We start from the raw sequence: 22239 nt of genomic DNA on the forward strand, positions 1-22239 counted from the left end.
AATCCTTACAGCTTGGCTTTGATCTGCCCAGTCATTCGTTTGGTTTCTGTTAGAACCTCACGAATTCGTACCTTTACTTTATCGCCCTTCCGAACCTTTCCCACATTAGGCGCAGGATGCGTGCAGAGTACGTCTACACCAGCCTCGAGATTTACAAATACCCCATAAGCTACAATTCCCGACACTTTACCGCCATACTGGTTGTTTTTTGCGTAACGTCGTGTGCAATCCGGCCAAGGGTTAGTGTACAATGCTTTGGCACTGACCTTCAGCGTACGCTTTTCTTTGTTGACCTCCAAAACTTTAACTTCAATATCGTCTCCCTTGACGTATAAATCGCGGAGATCATCGATCCATTGGTAGGAGACCTCGTCTACGGCGAGCTCAACGTCCAAAGCTCCAACATCCAGGCGCAGAGAACGTGTATTAACTCGGGTTACGGATCCTACTACGATCGTACCTTCACTCACCATATCGAGCGTAAGGCCTTGAAGGTGGTCTTTCGCCTCTTTAACGGAGGCTACAAATGTTGCTGCTTCCTTGTCTAGACCAAGAACTTTAAAATATATTTCCTGGCCTACAGCATCTTTAAGGTATTGGGTTTTTTCAAAGCCCGTTTCTTCGAATGGGATAATTCCTTTGATATGACCGATGTAGACTATAGCGCAGAGCTTATCACCGATAGTTTCTGTGGTGCGAAGTTCTGCCCTTAAGATACTTCTATTTTGGCGGGCGCTATAAACGAGTTGCCACTGCTGAGACTCTCTTTCTTCCTGGATTTCTTTTTCGCTGCGATTGACTATACGGACAAGAACATCTGTTTCGTTAAGAACGGTTGTTTTCATATAAATTCCTCCTGAAATGAGATTATGATTTGCTACTAAATTTACCCCAGAACGCATTCTCCCCTGTGCCAGGCTTTGCCTGTGATGGTTGATGCGGGGATGCTTGTTTAGAAGGAGCGGGTTGTACTTTTTGTTCTGAATTCACATTAATGTCTGGCAATCGTTTAGGCTGTGAGGCACTCTTAACTGTTTGTAAATTCACACGTGGATTGTTCTGCTTTTTCTGGTCTCCCGAAGGTGCTTGAGAGCTTCTCGATGGCGGTCCGTATGGTCGGCTGATATAAGGAGGCTCGGGTGGTAAAGGAGGCAGCCATGACTCATCAGGGACGTTGCGGTTCTCTTCTTCTTTTTGAGTCGTTGAAGAAATTGATTTTCCATGTGATCGATCATTGAAAGGCACCTGCAAGTCTGAATCAGCTGGTGGCAAATCCTCAGTTGGTAAGTCAAAAGTTATAATGAATCCTTTATGTTTCACCTCTGAGATATCCTGATCCGTCTCAGTTCTGGTTGCTTGTAAAGTCTCTTCTACATTCTCGTCAGCAGGAATCAAGCTCACTTCTGCAGGTACTTTGTTTTTATTACCTTTAATCTTATTACGAATCCACTTAATTGCTGAGTGAATATTCTCTTTCCCTTGTTCAGCTGCATCTTGTGCAAACCGCATACGATCGTTCCATCGTTCATTACGATCTTGAATATCGTACTTAAAGTCTTCCCAGGTATATTCTCTTGCAACTGGAGATTGAATATTAGACATTACTTTTAAATACATAAGCATAATTACTATACAGAACAGAAATGCAATAGCAGCTAGTAACCGAGGTACGATTGATTCACTATCCGGACGAAGACGTTCCATTGCACGCGTTAAAAAACTTCCAACCATCCAATCTACAGAGAAGACACATGCCATTAACGAGAGATACCCTACTCGCTTGCGAAAGTAATAGCTGACCAGATGGCCTGTAGCTGCAAAAAGCCAAACAATGAAAGGAATTCCAAAGCCTGATGGCGCAAGATTAAGATACATCATTAAGCAACCGAAAATTGATATAAAAAAGAAAACTGGGTTATATAAGCGTGTTAAGAGCGGGATGTATTTATCAAGATATTTCACTTCATTAACTCAGTCCCCCTTGTTCCTGAATTTCAATTCGGAAGTCCTCTCCTCCAGCTTGAAGCGCTTGAATAATACTGACCCATAGTCCAATACCGGCTCTTAGCTCCTCTTTGAGCGACTTGATTAATATTTCTTGGCTCGAAGTTGATAAGCTAGCGCAACGTGTCGCCAAATCATCATCGTCTGTAAACTCTACCAACTGCTGCAATGGTTGAATAAGGCAACCGTTTGATTCCAATCGGATTCCTCCTTCCTGGTAAATAAAAAGGCGTACATAAGCGAATGAGGATTATTCCACATTGCTTCTATGCACGCCGATGTTTCGGTAGTGTAAGAAAAAGTATTCAGCTAGACGAGGGGGATAGGAGTTGAACCTACACTAGCAACTCTCAACGAATTGCTGTTCTACTTTAAACTACACCCTCTGAGCTCTACAGATTTCCATATAGGATTACACCTATTTGAAAATATATATTCACATTATGATTATATCGATTGCCTGATTTTCTGTCAACGAATAAATACAGTTTTTCGGATTATCTCGATGAATAATCCTTTACAAGGATAGATAGTTGATGTTCGAATCCATCAATTTCTGCGGTACCTTTAAAGTCAATTTGTTGGTTAACGACTAGCTGTTCAATTTTTTCAATATCCTCTGGTGTGTGTGCGAAAATTTTAATCCTTCCTTCGCCAGATTGATCAGAAACGAGAAGGTTCCCTATTTTCTTTCCCGTTATTCGCATGTTGATGATATTTATTTCAGTGATGGTAGCTTTTTTAATATGCATACAACGACTTCTTTTGATTTCATTTAACCGATTATAAGTAGTCATTTGACCCTCCCTTAGTACTGAGCAGTTTGCCGGCTCAGTTCTCTTTGGATAAGCTGGATTTTAAGTGTCGTTTTCTCTCTAACGTCTGGGTTTTGTAGTAACATACGATAAGATATCGGATCAAATCTGCGCAAGGCATTTTCAGCAATACGTTTGCCAAAAACCAAGTCTAGCGCATCGGATGCCATACCTTTAGACCATGTATGGTCAAATGGAATAGAATGTTTTATTAGCTGTTTACGTTGCCCTTCTGACATGGGATTTCGTCTCCAAAATGCTTCTTTTAAGAATAAATTTCGTTGCAGCGATTTTAAAAAGGTTTCAGCTACCCCCTGAGCGTACTCGAGATCCAATGGCTCATGATACAACGGATATAACTTATTATCTGAATGCTCGAATAGAGCCCACCATTCATGAGTACTTTCTTTTAGAAGAAAACAAGCTCTTTTATCACCTAAACCAATATAGTAAGAATTTTCACTTGCCTTTACCCAGCTGAAGATGGTTTTATCAGTAAATAAGCTGACTTCATATGCCATTTGCCCTTGAACTCGATGGGTTTCTTCTTTACGCTTCTGAAATGAGATTACGGATTCATCGTCCTGAAGGTCCAGCTGAGTTTGTGTCACACTATCCGTCTCAGGCTTTTCGATTGGAGGGAATAGTTTAGATAGCGTCATAAGGGAATTGGTTTCTGTTACTCCTACAATGTCTAGGATCAGACAATTGGCTTTATCCGGATGTAGTCTCGTTCCCCTACCTACAGACTGAATATATAGACTCTCACTTTTGGTTGGTCTTGCCATGATGATACAGCTGACACTAGGTTCGTCAAATCCCTCCGTTAACATCATACAGTTCACGATGACCCGGTATTCATTTCTTTCAAAACTTGATAGAATGCGTCGGCGCTCTTCATCGTTAAGAGATCCGTCAATGCCAGCTGCCAGAATTCCATGACTACGTAAAGACTCTGCGATCTGATACGTTTGTTTCACACTGGCCGCAAATACGATCGTCTTCCTTCCTTCCGCATGTTCAATATAAGCATCTACTACAGTTTGTATGGCGCTTTCTTGAGACATGACTTCACCGAGTTCCATCTGATTGAAATCGCCAGCAACAATCTTGAGACTTCCCAAATCCAAGGATTCAGCGACAACTCTTTTTGCCTTAATATCACACAAATAACCCGAGACAATCATTTCAATTAACGATTTTTCATAGACTACTTCTTGAAATATATCACCTAGACCTATCTTGTCTGCTCTATTTGGGGTTGCGGTTATTCCCAGGAGAGGAGGACCGTCGGGATCAAAACATCCTAGGCTTGTCAGAATACTTTTTGATCCCTTTGAACCACAATGATGGGCCTCGTCATAAATGACTAGTCCGGGGTCTACTATCTTCCTGCCTCGGACTAAGGTTTGTGTGGAAGCTACGATAATTTCTGCATTTTGATGATTTGCCTGCCCTTTTACTTTGCCAACCTGTACGCCATTCCAAACCAAATTCATTTTTTTTGAGGTTTGCTGGAGAAGTTCTTCCCGATGTGCGATAAATACAATGGGCTTTCCGTTCATAACATTCTGGTAAAATCGCTTTGATATATCGGCAGCTACAACGGTTTTTCCTCCGCCGGTAGGCAATACAATGAGTTGACGCTTGATACCTTCATGCAGCTTCCTGAAAAATGAGTCTGATGCCTCCTGTTGATAATCCCGCAAAGCTATCCCCATGATCATGTTCTCCTTTCATATTGTAATGGTAGATTTAAAAATGAAAAGATAGAAATTAAACAGATTTATTAACCTCCATTTGATCTAGCAAATACCTAATAGCTTGCAACTCATAAAGCGACAAAGCAATTCCTTTTTTTCTTCCATAGTCTTCAATAAAATCATATAGTTCATGATAAGCTAAGGCATATTTACCTTCTTGGATTAGAGACTTGCAATCGAGAAAACAATGAATTTGACGAACTGAAAACATATCGTTTCCCCTTCTGTGAAATTCACAGCCAGTGTAGAATTCGATTTTTAGAGGGTCATAATGTACATCAGACAGATTTAATTCGATTAGTATCTCCTTTTTTTTCTGTTCAAGAGCTGACCTTTCTTCATTCATGCAGGCTAAATAGCTTGAGTCATTTCTATGTGCTTCTAGAAACAACTCTCGATTCGTCACTCTTTTATTAAAAAATATGAATCTCACCATACACCTCCTGGATTACTTTTTTATAAAATGTTTAGAATGTTTGTTATATACAAAAAAAGCGTCCGAACACTTCCCATATTAAAAATGGAAAGTGTTTCAAACGCCTTATTTTAAGGTGGTTTGGTTTTTTATGAATTGCATATTCCTACACTATTAGTATACATGGATACCATTTTCGTTGAAAAGTACACTTATGTATACTTTTCAACGAAAATGACCTGTTATTTAACTATAGTTCCGTATGTTACGATGGCGTAAAATAAGTTGTGTACCAAGATTTGGAGCCTAGTCAGGCAACAAAAAAGTAGGGTATTCTCGGGATTACGACACCACCAAGAAGGGACCCTACTCAATGACTATTGTACCCGAAAATCTAATGAATAATCTATTTGAAAATCTTGTCACCCAGTTTGTAAAAGATAATTTGGAATCCATTATGCGTGCGGAAATCCAAGCGTTTATGTCGAGCGATGAGGCTGGTCCGCGGAATAGCCGCAACGGATATTACACTCGGAACCTGCACACAAAGTACGGCAACGTGGAGGATTTAGAGGTTCCCCGCGACCGTCAGGGCTTGTTCCAAACTCAAATGTTTGAGCCGTACCAGCGAAGAGACGGTTGGCTGGAAGAAGCGGTGATCCAGATGTATAAGTCAGGCATGGGCACCCGGGATGTGGCCAGATTTATTGAAAGTATGTTTGGCAGCCACTATTCCCCCACCACCGTCAGCAATATTACAGCTACGGTACTTGATGACATCCACCAGTGGCAGAAGCGCCCGTTAAACAAACGCTATTCTGTGATCTACCTGGATGGTCTTTACGTCAAGCTCAAGCGAGGAACCGTCGCGGAGAAGTCGTCTATTTCGCGATGGGAATCGACGAAGACGGGCATCGGCAAATCCTTGGCTTCTATGTGGGCGGGCAAGAGAGTGCAAACGGCTGGCGTGAGGTGTTAAAAGATCTCTACAACCGTGGAGCTCAAGAGGTGCTACTAGGTGTATTTGACGGGTTGCCAGGACTCGATGCTGCGTTCCAAGAAACGTACCCGAAAGCCGATGTGCAGCACTGTATTGTCCACAAGGTTCGCTCCACGTTTCCCAAGATCCGAATTCAGCACAAAACGGAAGTGATTGAAGATCTGAAGACTATTTATACAGCAAAAGACCACGATCTGGCACTGGCTGCGTTTGATACGGTGAAGGCCAAATGGGGCAAGCTGTACCCGAAGGAGATGCGGTCCTGGGAGGAACAACTGTCCACACTACTGACGTTTTACAAGTATCCGGCAGTGATGAAGGAAGCCATCTACACCTCTAATCCGATTGAACGAATGAACAAGGAAATCCGAAAGCGCCTGAAGCCGATGAACAGTCTCACCAATATGGATGCAGCAGAGAAAATCGTCTATCTCGACGTGATGGACTACAATGAACGTTTTAGCGAACGGGTAATTCGGGGCTTCGGCGATCTCGAGGTAAAGAAGAAACTAAACGAAATGTTTGAAGCGCGATATCCGGTGCGGGAAGGGCAGGAAGAAATAGTATAATTCCCTTGTTCTTTGGGGCGGGGTTCCCCCGCTCCAAAGAACATCCATACCCACTAACGAACACCCGAGGAGTTACTCTCTACTCTCTTACACAAACTTCTTGACGCTACCTATGTTACGTTAGGTTCTTTAATGTTATATACAGAATTGAACAGATTGATATCTTTTAAGACAGTTTGTATTTCATTGAGCGTTATTCCAAAGCTCGTGTCATCACCCGATCCAAAGATAATACTAGCTACTTGACCTTTAGAATTAATGACTGGACCTCCTGAATTCCCGTGATATATTAGTTTGTCAAACAGATCGGTTGATAAAAATACTCCCTTAGTTGAATCTGGGATTTTCGTTACTTCTATCGGAAGTACTGGTGAATCAATTTTTTTAGCGGATAATACATCCCAAGTCTTAAGCGTACTGCCATTAAAGAGATTGAAGTTTGTTTCCTTCTTTTCCTCTCCCGGCTGTAGAATGTTATTAGGCACCACTGGATTACCGATAACGGTAACAAAATCACCTTTTTGAAGTGGTTCCGAGCTAAAATCAAAATATGAATGATTCACTTCATTCGTCGACAATACAGCAATGTCCTTGTCAGGGTAGACTTTTACCAAGGTAGCCGTATTGTATTTACCAGGTGGTTTTTTTCCATCTTTATAATCTTGGTATTGGATAGTTTTTTTCTTACCTGTTCCAGATATTACGTGATAGTTTGTTAGTATGTATCCACCTTTAATGAAGAATCCGGTTCCACCATTTTCCTCTTTTTTATTATGTTTGTAGCCATCTGACTCAATAATAATCTCATCATAAGTGATAATGGTATTGATTCTGGTTACATTATATTTCCATGATTCTATCATCTGGGCTGAAGGAGCGGTTTGAATGATAGTAGTTGATGTTAGGGATTCTTCTGCTTCTGTTACTGCGGTACTAGCTATTCCCATAATGAACATAGTTGTTAATAGGATTTTTTTTAGCACTTTTAACATCTCCCATTTTCTAATTTCTAATATAAGGTATTCAAGAGTATTATTCCCTCTCTCTTAATTCATTGTAGTATGACTTATGAAAAAGAAAAGCCCCTGAGGGCTTTTCTAGTTTGTCGAGAAGTATTTTCTATATTATAAATTTTATAGTGCAAATAAATCACTATCACCAGGATCATCATCAGGATCAATATTATATCGGTTTCTCATTTCATCAAGTTCTTCGGAAAAGTCTGGGTCGCCCCAGCGAATCCGACTAGTATATTTATTTTCTTGATAGTACCAAATTTTATCAATAATGGCCGGATCGAGATAGTCTGATATTACTAAGGCTTTATCCGGATTAAGCCGGCGTACTTCATCAGGAGTCATCGCAGCACGCTCTGCAAAGGATTGCATCTTTTGTTTTGGCATAAATGAGAAGAAGCTCCTTGTTATATTCTCCTGAGCGATTGTTGCCGTTCCGCAAAAGCTTGAGGCATACTCACAGGAAACAAGTGATAATCCTGAAAGAAATACCTTAGTCTTTAGATTGTTTAACAGATTGTTTGCCTTATCTTCTCCATACTTCTGATTGAGTTGTTCAACTCCCTGAAGCCCTATCGCAAGTCCCATACGACGTGAACGAGCAGTTGCAGCGACTGTATCAATTATTGGTATTATTCCGATATTAGCGAACTCATCCAGAAGGAAGAGAACTGGAAATCCATCAATGATATCCTGCAATCGCTGAAGTAGCTGCTGATATATGACGGCCATAAGTGGTGCAGCATATAATGACTTTGTTTCTGGGACTGAAACAAAAAGAACAACTGGTTTTTGATTAGTTCCATCTAACCCATGGCGTAAAAATGAAGGATGCAGGTCATTTCGCTCAGCGAATTTTACGATCTTATCATCCATAAAAAGCTGCATATTCGTTGCAATGGTAACCTTAATACTAGCTAGTATTTTTTCGGAACCAGCTGCTTGTTTAAAAAGATTAAATTCCCGTCGTGCAATCTCCACTTGATCGAAGACCGCTTCCATTTCATCCATATCGAGATAAAGGATTTTCTCCATCGCTTTTCCGATTTTTGGACACCCTGGTTCCATCTTTTTTTCGTACAAAAATGCAGCAACCAGAAGGGGGAGTGACATATTAAGCCAAGTAGCATCTCCCCCTCCTTTCCCTTGCATCTCAAACGCCAGTCCACCGTTCATGAGAATGAGCTGTGCTATTTCCTTGATTTCCGCATAATCTTTTGCAACTGCAAGCATGTTATAACCAGGATAAAATCGTTCAAACGGAGCTAATCGTATTGTATCAAAACCACGTGCCCTCAAGTCCGCTCCTGTCTTCCAGTACAATTCGCCTTTTGGATCTGTCACTACTGCAGACACGCCTAATGGTAATTCCATCAAATTTGGTATAAAAAATGTGGCCGATTTACCAGAACCTGTTGGTCCTATCAATCCTAGATGTTCGTATGACTTTAGAAGGCTCATTACTGCACCTTTACCGAGAACAAAACCTCCTTTGCCTAGGACTGGCCTTAATGCGCGCTTGTCCTGAATAAGGGACGAGCCCTTATTATTTTTATTTAAGAATCTGGTAGCTCCCATAATTTTCCTCCTAATAGCAGACAAAAAAGGCGTTTGAACACAAAGCTCAGATATTTACTGAGATTTATGATCAAACGCCTTTTTCGGGTAGCCTGATTTTGTATTTATTTGGTTACAGATAAGTATATACAAACCAGAAAGAAATGAATAGTACACTTATGTGTACTTAATTATCTAATAATGCACGAAACCACCTTATTGCCGGCTGCCTATTTCACTGAGAATCTCCACGTCCAAATCATGTATCTAGTAGTGAATGGATATCCTGCAGGTCTTTAGATCAGCGAATGCTAATTCGCGGCTGTAAGTAATCCTCTATATATGCATAGGATGGAAGCGGGTAATATGCTCATTTCATTACTGCTTATTATCCTTCATCATTAGCTTCTGCATTAATAGATTTTCTTTTGAAAATATTTTTGGACAATTCAACAGTTTCAAGAAGAACAATAAGTGCGATTAGCATAATACCCATATTAACCCAAGGGACGGGACTACCAATAAGCTTTGAAAGTATAACTACACAGATTAAATAGGCAAAATAATTCTTTGAGTAGAAATGTAATTTATCTTTGATCCATGATTTCTTCATCCCTATCACTCCCTCCTTAACCTTAATGAAGACCGATTTTTGGAATCAGATAATACCCAGTCTCAGGTGAAGACTGTATCGGTTGCAACTGTTCGGCTAAACGGAATTCAGTGGATTGCCAGTCAGGACGTGTTCGTAAGATTGAGAAAAGATCATTTGAGAAGTCGGGTGTCTCATTCGAATTTGGATCAGTGTATACAACCCACTGTTCTACAAGCATACCCTTATCCAGAAAATTAAAAAGAACAATATCTGTTCTGTCCGGACCTGCAAATTTCAGGTCGTGTTCATGAGAATGGAATGTGCAATATACTACCCGCTTATCATCGAAACTACTCCCCATATAGACAGGTGTTTGAATTATGATTTTTTCCATTATAAACCCTGCAGCGTTGAATACAGGCTGACCACATTTTTCTCCTGATGAAAAGACATACTCTGCACGTACATTGTTCTTCAAGCATGCTTTGGCTTGTGAGCGCCAAATTTGGTACATGCGTGCATAACCGGTTCCCTTTTCCTTAGAAGTGAATTTCTCAGCTTCTGCCGTTTTGAGAAACTCGCTAAATGTAAAATAGGGGATCCCCATCTCCTGCATTGGTATGAGTTGCAGCTGCATATCTATTTCTTTAAATGCACGAGCGTGGGATCTGAATTCAAAATTTGGTTCATGTTCAAGTATATTTCGAAGTTGTTTTCGAACTTCTATCTTTTCTTTTGAACGAAGGCTGGCCATCAATAAAAACTCATCATATTCCCAGAATTGTAGCATTGGAGGAACTAATTTTGTCAAATACTCTTTGTTCTTGGATAGTACGATAAACCGGAGGTCTGCCAGTTCTGACAGATCAGCCATATCCAAGCTGAGATTTGTCTGTACTTCGTAAATTTTGCACAACTTCGGGCTAAATACAAGAGTAATGGTCGTCGTTCGGCTATTTATCAAATTGTACTCAACAGATACTACCTTAATTTCCTCAGATTCGGTTATTTCGTTAAAACGAATATTATAACAATCAAGGTGCTGATATATTTTCATGATCTATTCTCCTCTGAATATTATCAGAAGTGAAGATCACCACGAATTATTTTGTATGTGTGTAGAGAACGCAACACAATGAGTTCTCTTCCCCTTTGGGGCATTGAGCAGTTTAAGTCATTTTTCGGGCTAGCTTTCATCTTCTATACAAAAAAACTATTTTTGATTCTGTAGAGTTTTTAATATATTCCATGCCTTAGCAAAAACACGCTCTACTTCATCTGTTTCTGAAGAAGTCATTAATGGGTTTTTAAAGTTTTGAAAAAAGTCAAAACAATCGTGAAGCTCGTAAAGAACTTCTGCCATTGCTGGAGCAGCGGCAAACAAATGCGCCAAACGTTGTGCATCTGAATAAGATTGTTGAGTTGAAACTGGCAAGACAGCTACTTGAAATGATTTATCGGGTACTGCTGCTTCATGTGTGTTTTGAAACGTTTCTGCATCAGTTTCAATTAACTTTCGAATGATCGTGTGATTGTCCGGATCGACGGATAATTTAATGGTAGGGATAATGGTGCTCATAGTGTTCCTCCTAAAATGAGTTTTGCCACTTGAATAGTATTACTTAGTGGTCTGGAAAATAGCATACATCCATCTTATAAAAACACAACTTTTTTACGCCAAAAAGTTGTGAATATCACTCCAGGTTGTAGCTACCATTAGGAGAACGAGTACAATACTACCTGCTAAGTTTATAAGACTCTCTTTACTAGATTCCATCGGCTTACGACGTATAGCTTCCAGTATGAGAAAAAATATACGTCCCCCATCTAGTGCCGGAAACGGAAGAAGATTAAATATTGCTAAGTACATATTTATTATACTTACCCATACCAAGAAGGCTTTAAGACCTTGTTCTTTGACCGTGTAATAACTCTCCATAATTAAACCCGCTGGACCAATAGTTTTATGCTGAATATCATCCCCGATAACCGTTCTTTTGAATCCGTTAATAAATAGGGATTCATGTGAATAAGTTTCTTTTATACCATTTTTTAAAGAATAAGCTGAGCCACTTCCTTCTTGAGATGTAATATTTGTATGTGACTCTAATTTATCCTCTTTAATGACTACAGTCGATTTTTCAGACATACCAATAGAAAAAAGTATTCCTAATACAATGAAAATAGAAAATACAAGATTTGCCAATGGTCCTGCTGCAAAAATGCAAATCCGCTGTGAGATGGTTTTGCTTTGAAATAACACATGATCGGGTAGTAGAGGATAACGTGAATTTCTAGCTGTTACAATCGACGCGCTTGGTAGAAACTTTAAAGTATATTCATCTGTTTGATCAGGTGATCTAAAAGTGACGTTCCCTGCTTTAGGATCAACTTTAATGAGATTAACAGGATATGAATTTTTATTTTGCACTTCATAAATATCACTGAGCATCCCGTTAGTATGATGTATGTAAACTGTTTTATTGTACCAATAGGACCAATCATCTCTCCCAGCCATTCGTAGAAATCCGCCAATAGGTAAAATCCTGAATGAATAGTATGTGTTTCTAAAATTGAAACCATAAAGTTTAGGCCCCATACCTACCGAAAACTCGTGACAATATACCCCTGCTCTTTTTGCGAGGATCAGATGTCCAAGCTCATGTAAGGTAACCATACTAAGAAAAAGAAAAATAACAGCGATTACTTCAATCATGATTCACCCTCTATTCTTTAATCGGTTAAATAGGTTGGAAGATTTATTGATTTATGAATTTAAAAGGTCTGGCGGATGATGTTCTTTATCGGATGAATTAAATTCTACCTAATAAATGTTAATGCTGTTAATGATGAAAATTGACTCCCATAATACAACTCCATAAATAAACTCCATAATCAAATACAATAAATGAATACAATAAAACAATACCATTAGGACATTTATGAAACTGCATTTAATCTATGTATGACAAGGGTTTGCGCAACAAGTGTTTTTTTTATTAGAACGAATTCGAGCAAAGTTCCATTAAAGAAAATTTGAATTCATATTTAAGTGATGATTAACCACCTTAGTTATTTATGTATTCAATTCATTATAATCTCTATTAAGAATTTAAAAGCATGAATTAAGATAGTAAAATAAAAAGAACACAAGCAAAAAAACATTATCCACAACCTTAGAAGGCAAAAAAAAGAGTAGAAATACATTACCTGCTTTTAAATTGAAGATAATCAGTGATTTTCTAATTTCATTGGATGAAGATAAGAGTGAGATTGTTGATTTTACATGAACTAAAAAGTAAAATTGCAGCACAAATAACCATACCCCCTATACTAAAAAATCAATAAAGGTACTATGGCATTACTTGTTTGAAATGAGACATCAAATATCCACCCAATTCTCTCATATACCGAGTAGCTGATGAGAAGAACCTATCATTTTGTACAATTTCATCTTTAAATGAGTGCCCAGTTACACATCGATCTAGCCACAATGTTTCGATTTTTCGAAGTTTTTGAAATTGTATTTTTCTTAGCTCCGTAAAAGCATCAAGTAGTGAATAAGAAGTCTTATTAGACCCGATAGACGTTTTTTCGCTTTGTTTCTCAGTTTCATATTCTATCCGGTTCGTATATTCTTCATAAGTTTCAGTCAAAAATTCCGCGACTTCACGTTCAGCTATTCCTTCTGCCGTCTTCCGGAAATACGCACTTAAAGAATTAAGTGTCGTGGTGTCCTCAGACGCTCCGATCCAGGTCGCTTGTTCAACCCCTTCAGGAACAATATGTGAAAGGTTTCCATCTAGTGCCATCTGACCATATGCCTGGTGAATATCTACATATAGTAAATTACCGAAAGTTGTATCATTTTTGAGTAGAACTAATGTATGGGAGATGATGTGGGAGGCAAGTTCATAACCAAGCTGACGATAATAGTATTCCATTACCTTAGCTAGGGCTTCTAGTCTAGGCTTGGTGATAGCTCCAACATGGTAAGAATGCTTTTGAAGAGCATTACAAATCCAAAGCACATTTCCCTCACTCTCATGCACCCCTAACTCAAGCATTTCTGGTCGAATTCCATATACCTGAACCATTGGTTCTGATTTAGTTGAAATGTGTTTTAGTGATTTAACAATTTTAAGATCTAAAAAAGCAGAGGCTTCTTCAATAACCTTCTTCATTTCACCAATACTACGTATATTAAATAAACCAGTAGTTCTTTCATAATCACTATTATTGAGTATCATATTTCGAAGAGTACAAGTATATACTTTTAGCCCTCTATGCATTTGACAGAGTACATCTAGTACAAAACGCTGTGCTCGAACACTAACACGTTTGAATGCATCAGATGATAGGAATTTATAATGTTTTAGATAATAGTCTTTGTTTTTATCAGCCTTTGAATAATCAACCGATTTAAAGTCTATATATTTCTCCGGATTAGCATATAACTTATCGTTCCGATAAAACAGAACATTCTGTGTCACAGCTTCAGCGATTGCTCTCTTGGCTGCTAGCCGTCCAACACCAAGTTTTTCGGCTATTTTCTTTACATCTACTGGGATTTCACCGTCATAAGCAGCCAAATCACCAACAAGGCATTTTAATCTTAATAATGTTGGAGTATCGTACTGGGTTTCTGCAGCTGTAAATAAAGAAGTGGAGGCTTTCATGACGCATCCTTTCTGACGCGCACGGGGAAAAAAGGCAGTAAAAAAGAAGGGAACCACTTGGATTAAAAACATAAGTATGATATTATTTATATAACTAATGTTTTTCCTTGTGATCCTGCCATTGTCACATTTTTATCGAGGGCTAAGTTTGGAGACTGCCGACCTCTTTGGAAATGCCCCGGGCTAGGGTCTTTTTTTATTTATCTATCTATCTAATCTAAAAACACCAAAAACGGCCACACACGCATTATCGCATGTGTGACCGCATCCTGAATAAGGTACGTTAGCACTTTGCCAGAAAATGATATCACGACCCTTAAAGGGACACTACTTCATTCGGCTGACAGGTTAGCGATTTTGCGTCGTAAAAACTAAAACTTTTTCACAGCCTGCCTAAAAACCATTTGAAATTGTCCCATTCCTATTTTATAATAAGGGTATCAATTTCATATGCGATTTTTGCGGATCCTCCTTGTTGGTAGCAAGGGGGATTTTTGCTGTTAAAAAAGAAAATTTCAAAGTGAAAATGGTAGAATTACTTCGACTATAAAACTGATAATATTACATCGTTCTTTATATTTCTATTTAGAGATAATTTTACTCCAAGATTTCTCATTTGTATATCACAACTTATTTTTGTTTGTGAATTTTGTCTGACTGAATATATGTATGTCGCTCTTGAGTTAAATAAGAAATCAATTATAGAATGGATAATTCCCCACTCGTTACATATTGTTATGTATCTAAAAGTCAGTGTCATCTTCAGAAAATTGAACATCATCAGCCAACCATTCTCCTGGTTCTCGCTCGATAAAAGAAACGCGTGCTGTTACAGAACGATCGAAATGTTCATTGGCATCAATACCTTTTTCTTTAAGGTGAACTAACAATACAGCAGATTTTCCTTCTATTTTCAGATCATCTATAGTAGACGTAATCTCATATGGTTCTATTACAATTCTTCGGCCAGCAATAATCGTTTTTGTGCGTTTTGCATTTTCTTTTAAAGCGGTTTGGTAACCCTTAGTAAAGTAACTAAGATCGCCATATCCTGGATACTCTGTATCTTTATACGTGACTGACCGATAGTTCTTAATTAAGGGTGGACCTAAACTCAGAAGAATGTCTTCTTCCTCTTTTATCTTTATAGGGCTTTGAGATGGAACCAAAGTTGCAACTGGTTCTATCTGATTATTTACCTTTTGGGCTTCTTGAATCCCATCTTCTTGTGATGTGGCCGATGGATAGCTTGTCCCTAGCTGGTTTTGAATTAATTCTTTTTGATTGTCTACAGTGGCTTTATCGAGTTCACCAGCAAAAGGACCTTTCAACTGGCATCCTGTCAAGATGACAGTTAAACAGGTAGCTGCTGCCGCATAAGGAAGTACTTTTTTCAGCCTCAATTTGTTTCACCTCTTCACCGCAATACTATCAAAAAATACATTAATCTCTCTTTGATATTGTAAACAATGGTATACAGAAAGTCAAACGATTTTAAAACAGTATTCAATGTAATGCTCCGGACAAGCTGCTTACAAGTACATTAATATACTACATTTCGAACTAATCAAACGTATTCTTTTGAATCATTCCCTCCATTGATTGAACATATCGCATGTATTCCTGATGGGATCACGCAATTAACCGTACCCCTTAAAATCAAAATCCGGTATGCATTTATTCCTTGAAGCTTCAGAATAGATTTTTTTCGGGGATGTAATCTATCAATTTCAATGGCCAATGTAATCCCATCTTTATGTGCGACTATATCAACTCGACCCTTTTTTCCATCACCACGATCGTTAATGAATAATTCATTTTTACAGCTCCAACCTTTTATCTTTAAAAAACTCGTAATTTTGGTCTGCGTTTCTTTTGCATTTAATGTCGGGTTTAGAGGGGGGGCATTTTCAAAAAGAAATTGAATCTGTAAAGGTAACGGGTTCTGAATAGAATTTAAAACAAACATTTAAGTTCCCCCTCGGATTCATCTTAGATGAGTATATAACATTGTTGGAAGAGGTGAAAATGTCGAATAAATGGAATTAAATGGGAGTACGGTAACGCTTTGTACCATGACTTTGTTCTTTTAATTCGTTACTACATGGAATTTAAATTCTATGTAGTATTACAAAAAGACATCATTATGACTCTCCGGCCGCTACGCTACCTTCGAGTCTAAAAAAAGCCCCCCTCCCCCTTAATCCCCCTCCCCCCAGTCCTTCAAACCGTCAACGCTCCGATTTTAATATTAGATTCATGCTCCAAGATAAGGCTGCAGCGGTCAGCAACTATCGCTTCTCCGGACTTAGATAGCCTGGTATGGCACCCCTGAGGTTAAGCCACCGGCATTGATTCGCTTAGCAGACCCCAGACTTTCACCTCTTGGTTATTAGATACGCAGCACACATCATTAATTACCTATATGATCGCCTCACATTCAGTAATCATGACGCTTAGTTCTTTTGATAAATCTCGCTCAAAGTATGGATTGAGTTTATTTCCCTCTGCATCCTTAAATACTCTTACTAATGGACGTTGAGGATAATTGTGATCATTTCCAACTACAACTGCTGCTTCATTAGTATTTAGAATAACGGTGACTCCAATCGGATATAACGCTACAGATGCGTGAAATGCTTCTATCACTCTTTTATCAAATTGTGTATGACACCCCGCCCAAATGATCTCTATAGCATCATGTGGAAGCATAGCATTCCTATACACTCTATGTGAGGTTAATGCATCAAAAACATCAGCAACAGCCAAGATACGGCCAAATAGATGGATTTCATCACCTTTTAATCCACACGGATAACCAGTACCATCCAGCTTTTCGTGATGTTGATATGCACAATGTGCAATGATAGAAGATACTTCGGGTTCTTTTCGAAGAAACTCAAAACCGTATTCGGTATGACGTTTCATTATTTCAAATTCAGCTTCTTCCAATGCCCCTTTCTTACTGAGTATGTATTGAGGAATGAATAGTTTGCCAATATCATGGAGTAATGCCCCTACCCCAAGATTTTGTAACTGTTTATACGTTAAACCCATCTTTATACCCATAGCAACTGCATAGAGAGTTACATTTAATGAGTGCGTAAATAAACATGTATCTTTAACATTAATCTGAATTAGTAAATTCAATAGCTGTTTTTTTTGACGAAATTCAGCAAGTATCATATCAAATACTTGCTGAATTTCTTTAACCATAAGTCCACGTGTCAGAGTCTTTGACTTATGATTGCCTTCTCTTATAGCACTAAAAGTGTTCTCTATCGTCCGAATTGCTTCTACACGCTTCTGATAAGGAATGTCATCTTCAATAACAATCCCATCAGTGACATAATCCCCGTTAATATATATTGTGTTAATATTTAAAATTTCTAGTCTTTCTATTAATGCATTCGTAAGCTTGGTACTTTCACTTAAAAGCATGTTTCCACGATCATTAAATATCGGTTGGGCCAAAATCATTCCAGGCTCACACCGATTCAAACCTAATAATCTCATTCTCAAATCCCCATTCTAATTGCTTTGATCTTTAACTGAAAGCTAAATGGCTTTCTGAGTCATGCCGGAGGAAGCAATGAGTGAAGATCTGTTTTCTTTGACATCATAGCCTCAAAATCTTTTGCTTGAATTGATACGCTAAAATAGTCACCTTGCATCTCACGGAAGCCCATTTCATATAGCATTTTTGCTTGTTCACGCGTTTGTATTCCTCCGGCGAGCAAACGAAGGTTTAAGCTTTGACTAAGCGAAACGATTGCAGTAGCTATAGCTGCAGTATCCGGATCTGTAGTGATTTCGTCTACGAAGGACCGGTCCATTTTAAGTGTATCAATAGGCATTTTTTTTAAATGCATTAATGTGAAATTTTCTTTCCAAAAATCTGAAATAGTCAATTTAACACCTATATTTTTGAGTTGTTGTAAGCAAGCTATTGTCGTTTCCAGATTTACCATTGCTAAACTATCAGTGATCTCAATCTCTAACAACTCAGGTGCTATTTTTGTCTCTTGGATCAATTTTGTGAGATTTTTCAAAAATAATGCATCAATTAGTTGAGCCAACGATATTTTCACACTTATATTAATAGTAGAAAATCCTTTATCCATCCAAGCCTTTCCTTGAATACAGGCTGAACGTAACAACCACCACTCTACTGATGGAACAAGTCCAGATTCTGATGCTAAAAGGTATATTTCTTCAGCATTACGAATCCCTTGGTCCGGTACGTTCCATTGGATTGTTGCTTCTACCCCTGTTATCACTTTTTTCAGAATATCTATTTTAGGTTGAAAAAGAAGTTGTAATTGATTATTTTCAATCGCTCTTGTAAGAAGGCGCTCCATTTTTCTTTTCCTGATATTAGACGAAAGTAATTCTTCATCATAGAAGACATACCCGTTTTTCCCATTTTCTTTTGCCTTGTACATCGCTATATCCGCATTCTCAATAATCTCTTCAGTATGTCTCCCATGATCCGGATAAATAGCAATCCCTACACTTGCTGAGATTTCCAATTCATGTTCACCAATTTTAAATGGAGTGGCCAAGGCTGCAATGATCTTTTCCGAAAGTGATTTCAAGAGTTGCGGAGATCGGTTATTTGGTAGAATTACCGTAAACTCATCACCGCCTATCCGAAAGAGAAAAAACTCTTCATTTTTCCGAAGAGTACACATTCGTGCGCTAACTTGGCATAAAAGATCATCACCATATTGGTGTCCATAAGTATCGTTCACTTGCTTAAAATGATCGAGATCAAGAAACATTAACGCTACTTTTGAATCTGAATTAGAGGCATTTTGAATGGACTGCTCTAAATACTCATAAAACAGCGATCTATTAGGCAATTTGGTTAAAGGATCTTGGTTAGCCTGGTGGAAAACATCTTGTTGATAATCCTTCATTAGATTGAGAATGCTATTTATGGAAGCTCCCATTAAAGTGATTTCATCCTTCTTCAGGGGTAGCGGGAAACGTAAATTGATATTCCCGGTTAATTGAACATGATCGAGATGCTCCCACAAATTTCGTAATGGCTTAAAAAGAAGAGCATGTAATACAAAAGCTTGTATCACTAGCATTGTTAAACCAACCAAGATCTGCAATGATACCCTACCAGGGATCATTTCATTGATTGCTAAAGCGCAGCTGTTGATAATAAAAATAATAAAAATTATTCGATATTGAAGTTTCATTTCTTATCACCTTCTATGTTGCGTCTTCATTCATCAGATAATGTCTATCTGCAGTATCCCCACCCAAATAAATAAAGCGTCCATCGTGTACTCCCGCTTCCAGGTACTGACAAAGTGCAACATATAACTTTGGCTTACCTGAGATAAAGTATTCCACTTGTTCGCCTTCTTCAGAAAGTGCAGTTGCGAGTTTAATAGCGATTTCACGAGCACTTTTAATTCCTGAACTAAGATAGGTGTCTACTTGTTGGGCATACAAAAAGAAGACAGGTTCAAGCACCGAAGGCTGAGAGAACAAATCCATCTGGAAATATGCTTCTTTCATATTCATCCTCCTTATCCCCAAAAATCGATAAACGATTTTAAGAATTGGACAAGTTACTCTGTTTTAAAAAAAGTGAAATCATTAAACGCTAACAGACCTTCGAACTCTACCTTTCCATCAAACAAAACGTTTCCTTCGTTCGTATATATAACTCCGATACCTAATATCTGATCTCCTGAAATACGCCCCTTAAATGTGGTACCATCAGGAAGTCGTAATTTTCCAGTATCCAAAGTTTGAGTGCCAAAAGTTCCTTCATAAAATACTTTCCCGTGTTCTTTTAATATCCCCGTAACGATACTGGCCTTCTCAAATCTACCTTCCAAGGTTATTCCCCTCTCGGCACTGAGTTCCATCACACCTTCTCCATGGGGAATTCCATTTACCCATTGCCCTTCATAAAGGATCGTCATATCCTGTGCGAATAATGTACCATGACCGTTTGGCTCCTTTTCCGTGTTCTGTTCTCCTATGTAGACAGACCCCCAGAAGAAACCAATGCCCATCGTTCCTGGTAATTTTTTAGTCTCGTGTTCAACATAAATTCGAATTGGTTCTAGATGACCATCATCCTGTGGACTTTCAAAATCAATTCGAACTGTTTGATCCTGCGAAACCCATTGATTCGTTGCTCCGATTTCTTTTACGAAGGAAAGCGGGACATAGGTTGTCTTCTTCCGAACAACGACCGGTGCCCCCATGTTTTTTCGCTTTCCATCTAGAACGAGATACCGAGACCCCTCTTCCATATCTTTACCGGCATAGAGCAGTATGGTTTTGTTTCCCTTTCTGATTAATACATGTGCCGTACTATCTTCATATTCAATTTCCATACCTAAATGAGTAACAATCTGTCGTAATGGCACCATAGTTTCACCGTTTAGGCGAAAGGGTGCATATGAAGAGAAATCTAATTTTTTTCCGTTAATTAGAATATTAATGGGTGTGTTCACCTTCTTCTGAAGAATTGTGGATGATTCGGCTGTACATCCGGCAAGTAACAGAACGGAAGTAAGCCCAAATGCAATGCTAATCATTTTCATTAACTTCGACTCCTTTATTTGTCTGTGTAATTTCAGATTCTGAGGATTTCATTGGTTATTTAATTGTAATTTTATTGTACCTGAACGCCCATTTTGTGTAAACAATTGATTACAGTATAACTGTAATCAATATTAGGTAATGTTAGAAAATCAAAAAAATAATTATCATGATCGATTCATGGAACAAATATCACCGCCAGAATACTCTCCTTAAGCAGCATCAGTATATTGAATTTCAATTCCCTGAACTAAACACGATCGTCAAAAGCTGGGTAGGGTGTCCGATTATAAATTGTTTCGTCTGTTCCGTCTGTCCTTCATCTTTTAGAGCATACCGAGTCACATTACAACCACAATGTATGTGGAATGGTGACCAATGCATAATTCTAATTCCGCTCAGTCCCGAGTATCCAAGGAAGCGGGATTACGGCAGCCGAAAATATGACTTCTATATTCTGACTATTGGAGGAAAGTCGAATATGTTTGGAGTTTCTAAACCTCAACAAAAAGATAATTTAATTACCAGAACACAAAGCTTTGTTTCTATGAATCATAAATATTTACAAACCAAAAAGAGTGTACCTGAGAGTCGTATGCCGAAGTCGACTGGAAGGGATTAATCAGCATTCCTGACATTTATTTTTGGGTTGTGAACTAAGGATAAGATGCCATTGACTATTCCTTTACTTTCCTATACCGTGAAGTAAAGTAAAGGAAAGTAAAAATTGGAGGGGTACTAATGCCAAAGGTTTCGAGTAAGGGGCAAATCAGATTTCCCGCTCGTTGGCTGAAAATCATGGGCGGAATAAATACTGGGGAATGGGTGTTCTTTCATATCCATAAAGAAGAACAAATCGTTTACGTTACGAAAGATAGCGGTCACAGCAGTTTTTGTACGCAAATGCTTGGGAATAGCGTTCTGACGATCCCTAATGACATTCGCAAATTGTTTAATATTAAGCCGGGGGACGATCTGGAACTCGAATACGATGCTGATAAAAAAGCACTCTACTTCAAAAAACATTCAACGTCGTTGACATGCCCTACATGTGGTGGCCACGGTACTGTAAGCAACTGGAGAAGAAACGCATTATCAAGTATCGATCTCAATCAAAGAACATGAGTTTCAGTAAGAACGCAAAAGCAGGCAAATTGTTGAATAGGAGGATGTCAAATACTGCTTGGACGTGAAATTGGGAGTTTTCCTTGGAGGCGAACATAACCGAGTACTAATCAACAAATTTA

20 protein-coding genes, 1 tRNA gene and 1 pseudogene are annotated in these 22239 nt (G+C 38.6%); 2 read left to right on the forward strand and 20 right to left on the reverse strand.

What is annotated here, in order from left to right; all coding sequences use genetic code 11:
* Positions 1-5: 5 nt before the first annotated feature.
* The 7 genes from MHB64_RS32775 to MHB64_RS32805 form a co-directional block, all read right to left on the reverse strand.
* Positions 6-845, reverse strand: coding sequence for a S1 RNA-binding domain-containing protein (locus tag MHB64_RS32775; RefSeq protein ID WP_094875935.1), 840 nt, complete (start codon positions 843-845; stop codon positions 6-8).
* Positions 846-867: 22 nt separating this feature from the next.
* Entirely contained in the window at positions 868-1962 is a 1095-nt protein-coding gene (locus MHB64_RS32780; protein WP_341136404.1) for a hypothetical protein, read from the reverse strand.
* 4 nt (positions 1963-1966) lie between these two features.
* Positions 1967-2203 (reverse strand): hypothetical protein, encoded by a 237-nt coding sequence (locus tag MHB64_RS32785; RefSeq protein ID WP_094875933.1) that lies wholly within the window; start codon positions 2201-2203, stop codon positions 1967-1969.
* 115 nt (positions 2204-2318) lie between these two features.
* Positions 2319-2390, reverse strand: a tRNA-Ser gene (locus MHB64_RS32790).
* 111 nt (positions 2391-2501) lie between these two features.
* A complete protein-coding gene (locus tag MHB64_RS32795; protein ID WP_341136405.1) occupies positions 2502-2801 on the reverse strand; it encodes a hypothetical protein in 300 nt (99 codons plus the stop codon).
* Positions 2802-2812: 11 nt separating this feature from the next.
* A complete protein-coding gene (locus MHB64_RS32800) occupies positions 2813-4540 on the reverse strand; it encodes a DEAD/DEAH box helicase (RefSeq protein ID WP_341109574.1) in 1728 nt (575 codons plus the stop codon).
* 55 nt (positions 4541-4595) lie between these two features.
* Complete coding sequence (locus tag MHB64_RS32805) at positions 4596-5015, reverse strand: hypothetical protein (RefSeq protein WP_341136406.1); 420 nt, start codon at positions 5013-5015, stop codon at positions 4596-4598.
* A 355-nt stretch (positions 5016-5370) separates the two neighbouring features.
* Here MHB64_RS32805 and MHB64_RS32810 point away from each other — a divergent pair.
* Positions 5371-6566 (forward strand): annotated as a pseudogene (locus MHB64_RS32810) (IS256 family transposase).
* A gap of 110 nt (positions 6567-6676) precedes the next feature.
* On the opposite strand, the gene MHB64_RS32815 reads toward MHB64_RS32810, so the two are convergent.
* From MHB64_RS32815 to MHB64_RS32875, 13 genes are all read right to left on the reverse strand, one after another.
* Positions 6677-7549, reverse strand: coding sequence for a serine protease (locus MHB64_RS32815; RefSeq protein WP_341136407.1), 873 nt, complete (start codon positions 7547-7549; stop codon positions 6677-6679).
* A 150-nt stretch (positions 7550-7699) separates the two neighbouring features.
* Entirely contained in the window at positions 7700-9160 is a 1461-nt protein-coding gene (locus MHB64_RS32820) for a type IV secretory system conjugative DNA transfer family protein (RefSeq protein WP_341109571.1), read from the reverse strand.
* Between the two features lie 367 nt (positions 9161-9527).
* Positions 9528-9752: a hypothetical protein gene (locus MHB64_RS32825; RefSeq protein ID WP_280788118.1), complete on the reverse strand. Its 225-nt coding sequence runs from the start codon at positions 9750-9752 to the stop codon at positions 9528-9530.
* A 22-nt stretch (positions 9753-9774) separates the two neighbouring features.
* On the reverse strand, positions 9775-10791 hold the full coding sequence (locus tag MHB64_RS32830) for a hypothetical protein (protein WP_341136408.1): 1017 nt from the start codon (positions 10789-10791) through the stop codon (positions 9775-9777).
* Positions 10792-10947: 156 nt separating this feature from the next.
* Positions 10948-11313 (reverse strand): hypothetical protein, encoded by a 366-nt coding sequence (locus MHB64_RS32835; protein WP_341136409.1) that lies wholly within the window; start codon positions 11311-11313, stop codon positions 10948-10950.
* 93 nt (positions 11314-11406) lie between these two features.
* Positions 11407-12450, reverse strand: a complete 1044-nt coding sequence (locus tag MHB64_RS32840) for a site-2 protease family protein (protein WP_341136410.1) — start codon at positions 12448-12450, stop codon at positions 11407-11409.
* Positions 12451-13087: 637 nt separating this feature from the next.
* The gene (locus MHB64_RS32845) at positions 13088-14485 is read right to left on the reverse strand and encodes a hypothetical protein (protein WP_341136411.1); all 1398 of its coding nucleotides are present in this window, start codon (positions 14483-14485) and stop codon (positions 13088-13090) included.
* 671 nt (positions 14486-15156) lie between these two features.
* Positions 15157-15816, reverse strand: a complete 660-nt coding sequence (locus MHB64_RS32850) for a hypothetical protein (protein WP_341136412.1) — start codon at positions 15814-15816, stop codon at positions 15157-15159.
* A gap of 164 nt (positions 15817-15980) precedes the next feature.
* The gene (locus MHB64_RS32855) at positions 15981-16382 is read right to left on the reverse strand and encodes a hypothetical protein (protein WP_341109565.1); all 402 of its coding nucleotides are present in this window, start codon (positions 16380-16382) and stop codon (positions 15981-15983) included.
* A gap of 452 nt (positions 16383-16834) precedes the next feature.
* Complete coding sequence (locus MHB64_RS32860) at positions 16835-17929, reverse strand: HD-GYP domain-containing protein (RefSeq protein ID WP_341136413.1); 1095 nt, start codon at positions 17927-17929, stop codon at positions 16835-16837.
* A gap of 59 nt (positions 17930-17988) precedes the next feature.
* Complete coding sequence (locus MHB64_RS32865; protein WP_341136414.1) at positions 17989-19626, reverse strand: putative bifunctional diguanylate cyclase/phosphodiesterase; 1638 nt, start codon at positions 19624-19626, stop codon at positions 17989-17991.
* Between the two features lie 13 nt (positions 19627-19639).
* Complete coding sequence (locus tag MHB64_RS32870; RefSeq protein WP_341136415.1) at positions 19640-19951, reverse strand: hypothetical protein; 312 nt, start codon at positions 19949-19951, stop codon at positions 19640-19642.
* A gap of 53 nt (positions 19952-20004) precedes the next feature.
* Entirely contained in the window at positions 20005-20994 is a 990-nt protein-coding gene (locus MHB64_RS32875; protein WP_341136416.1) for a stalk domain-containing protein, read from the reverse strand.
* 739 nt (positions 20995-21733) lie between these two features.
* On the opposite strand from MHB64_RS32875, the gene MHB64_RS32880 reads away from it, so the two are divergent.
* Positions 21734-22117, forward strand: a complete 384-nt coding sequence (locus MHB64_RS32880; protein WP_341109561.1) for an AbrB/MazE/SpoVT family DNA-binding domain-containing protein — start codon at positions 21734-21736, stop codon at positions 22115-22117.
* Positions 22118-22239: the final 122 nt, after the last annotated feature.

Origin of the sequence: Paenibacillus sp. FSL K6-2859 (assembly GCF_038008265.1) — a bacterium.
GTDB classification, from domain to species: Bacteria; Bacillota; Bacilli; order Paenibacillales; family Paenibacillaceae; genus Paenibacillus_AQ; species Paenibacillus_AQ nitricinens.

What these genes read in the sequence shown, in the direction of transcription:
- MHB64_RS32775 (WP_094875935.1), bottom strand. Translation starts at nt 845, where the DNA reads ATGAAAACAACCGTTCTTAACGAAACAGATGTTCTTGTCCGTATAGTC.
- MHB64_RS32795 (WP_341136405.1), bottom strand. Translation starts at nt 2,801, where the DNA reads ATGACTACTTATAATCGGTTAAATGAAATCAAAAGAAGTCGTTGTATG.
- MHB64_RS32800 (WP_341109574.1), bottom strand. Translation starts at nt 4,540, where the DNA reads ATGGGGATAGCTTTGCGGGATTATCAACAGGAGGCATCAGACTCATTT.
- MHB64_RS32820 (WP_341109571.1), bottom strand. Translation starts at nt 9,160, where the DNA reads ATGGGAGCTACCAGATTCTTAAATAAAAATAATAAGGGCTCGTCCCTT.
- MHB64_RS32825 (WP_280788118.1), bottom strand. Translation starts at nt 9,752, where the DNA reads ATGAAGAAATCATGGATCAAAGATAAATTACATTTCTACTCAAAGAAT.
- MHB64_RS32830 (WP_341136408.1), bottom strand. Translation starts at nt 10,791, where the DNA reads ATGAAAATATATCAGCACCTTGATTGTTATAATATTCGTTTTAACGAA.
- MHB64_RS32835 (WP_341136409.1), bottom strand. Translation starts at nt 11,313, where the DNA reads ATGAGCACCATTATCCCTACCATTAAATTATCCGTCGATCCGGACAAT.
- MHB64_RS32840 (WP_341136410.1), bottom strand. Translation starts at nt 12,450, where the DNA reads ATGATTGAAGTAATCGCTGTTATTTTTCTTTTTCTTAGTATGGTTACC.
- MHB64_RS32845 (WP_341136411.1), bottom strand. Translation starts at nt 14,485, where the DNA reads ATGTTTTTAATCCAAGTGGTTCCCTTCTTTTTTACTGCCTTTTTTCCC.
- MHB64_RS32855 (WP_341109565.1), bottom strand. Translation starts at nt 16,382, where the DNA reads ATGTTTGTTTTAAATTCTATTCAGAACCCGTTACCTTTACAGATTCAA.
- MHB64_RS32860 (WP_341136413.1), bottom strand. Translation starts at nt 17,929, where the DNA reads ATGAGATTATTAGGTTTGAATCGGTGTGAGCCTGGAATGATTTTGGCC.
- MHB64_RS32865 (WP_341136414.1), bottom strand. Translation starts at nt 19,626, where the DNA reads ATGAAACTTCAATATCGAATAATTTTTATTATTTTTATTATCAACAGC.
- MHB64_RS32870 (WP_341136415.1), bottom strand. Translation starts at nt 19,951, where the DNA reads ATGAAAGAAGCATATTTCCAGATGGATTTGTTCTCTCAGCCTTCGGTG.
- MHB64_RS32875 (WP_341136416.1), bottom strand. Translation starts at nt 20,994, where the DNA reads ATGAAAATGATTAGCATTGCATTTGGGCTTACTTCCGTTCTGTTACTT.
- MHB64_RS32880 (WP_341109561.1), top strand. Translation starts at nt 21,734, where the DNA reads ATGCCAAAGGTTTCGAGTAAGGGGCAAATCAGATTTCCCGCTCGTTGG.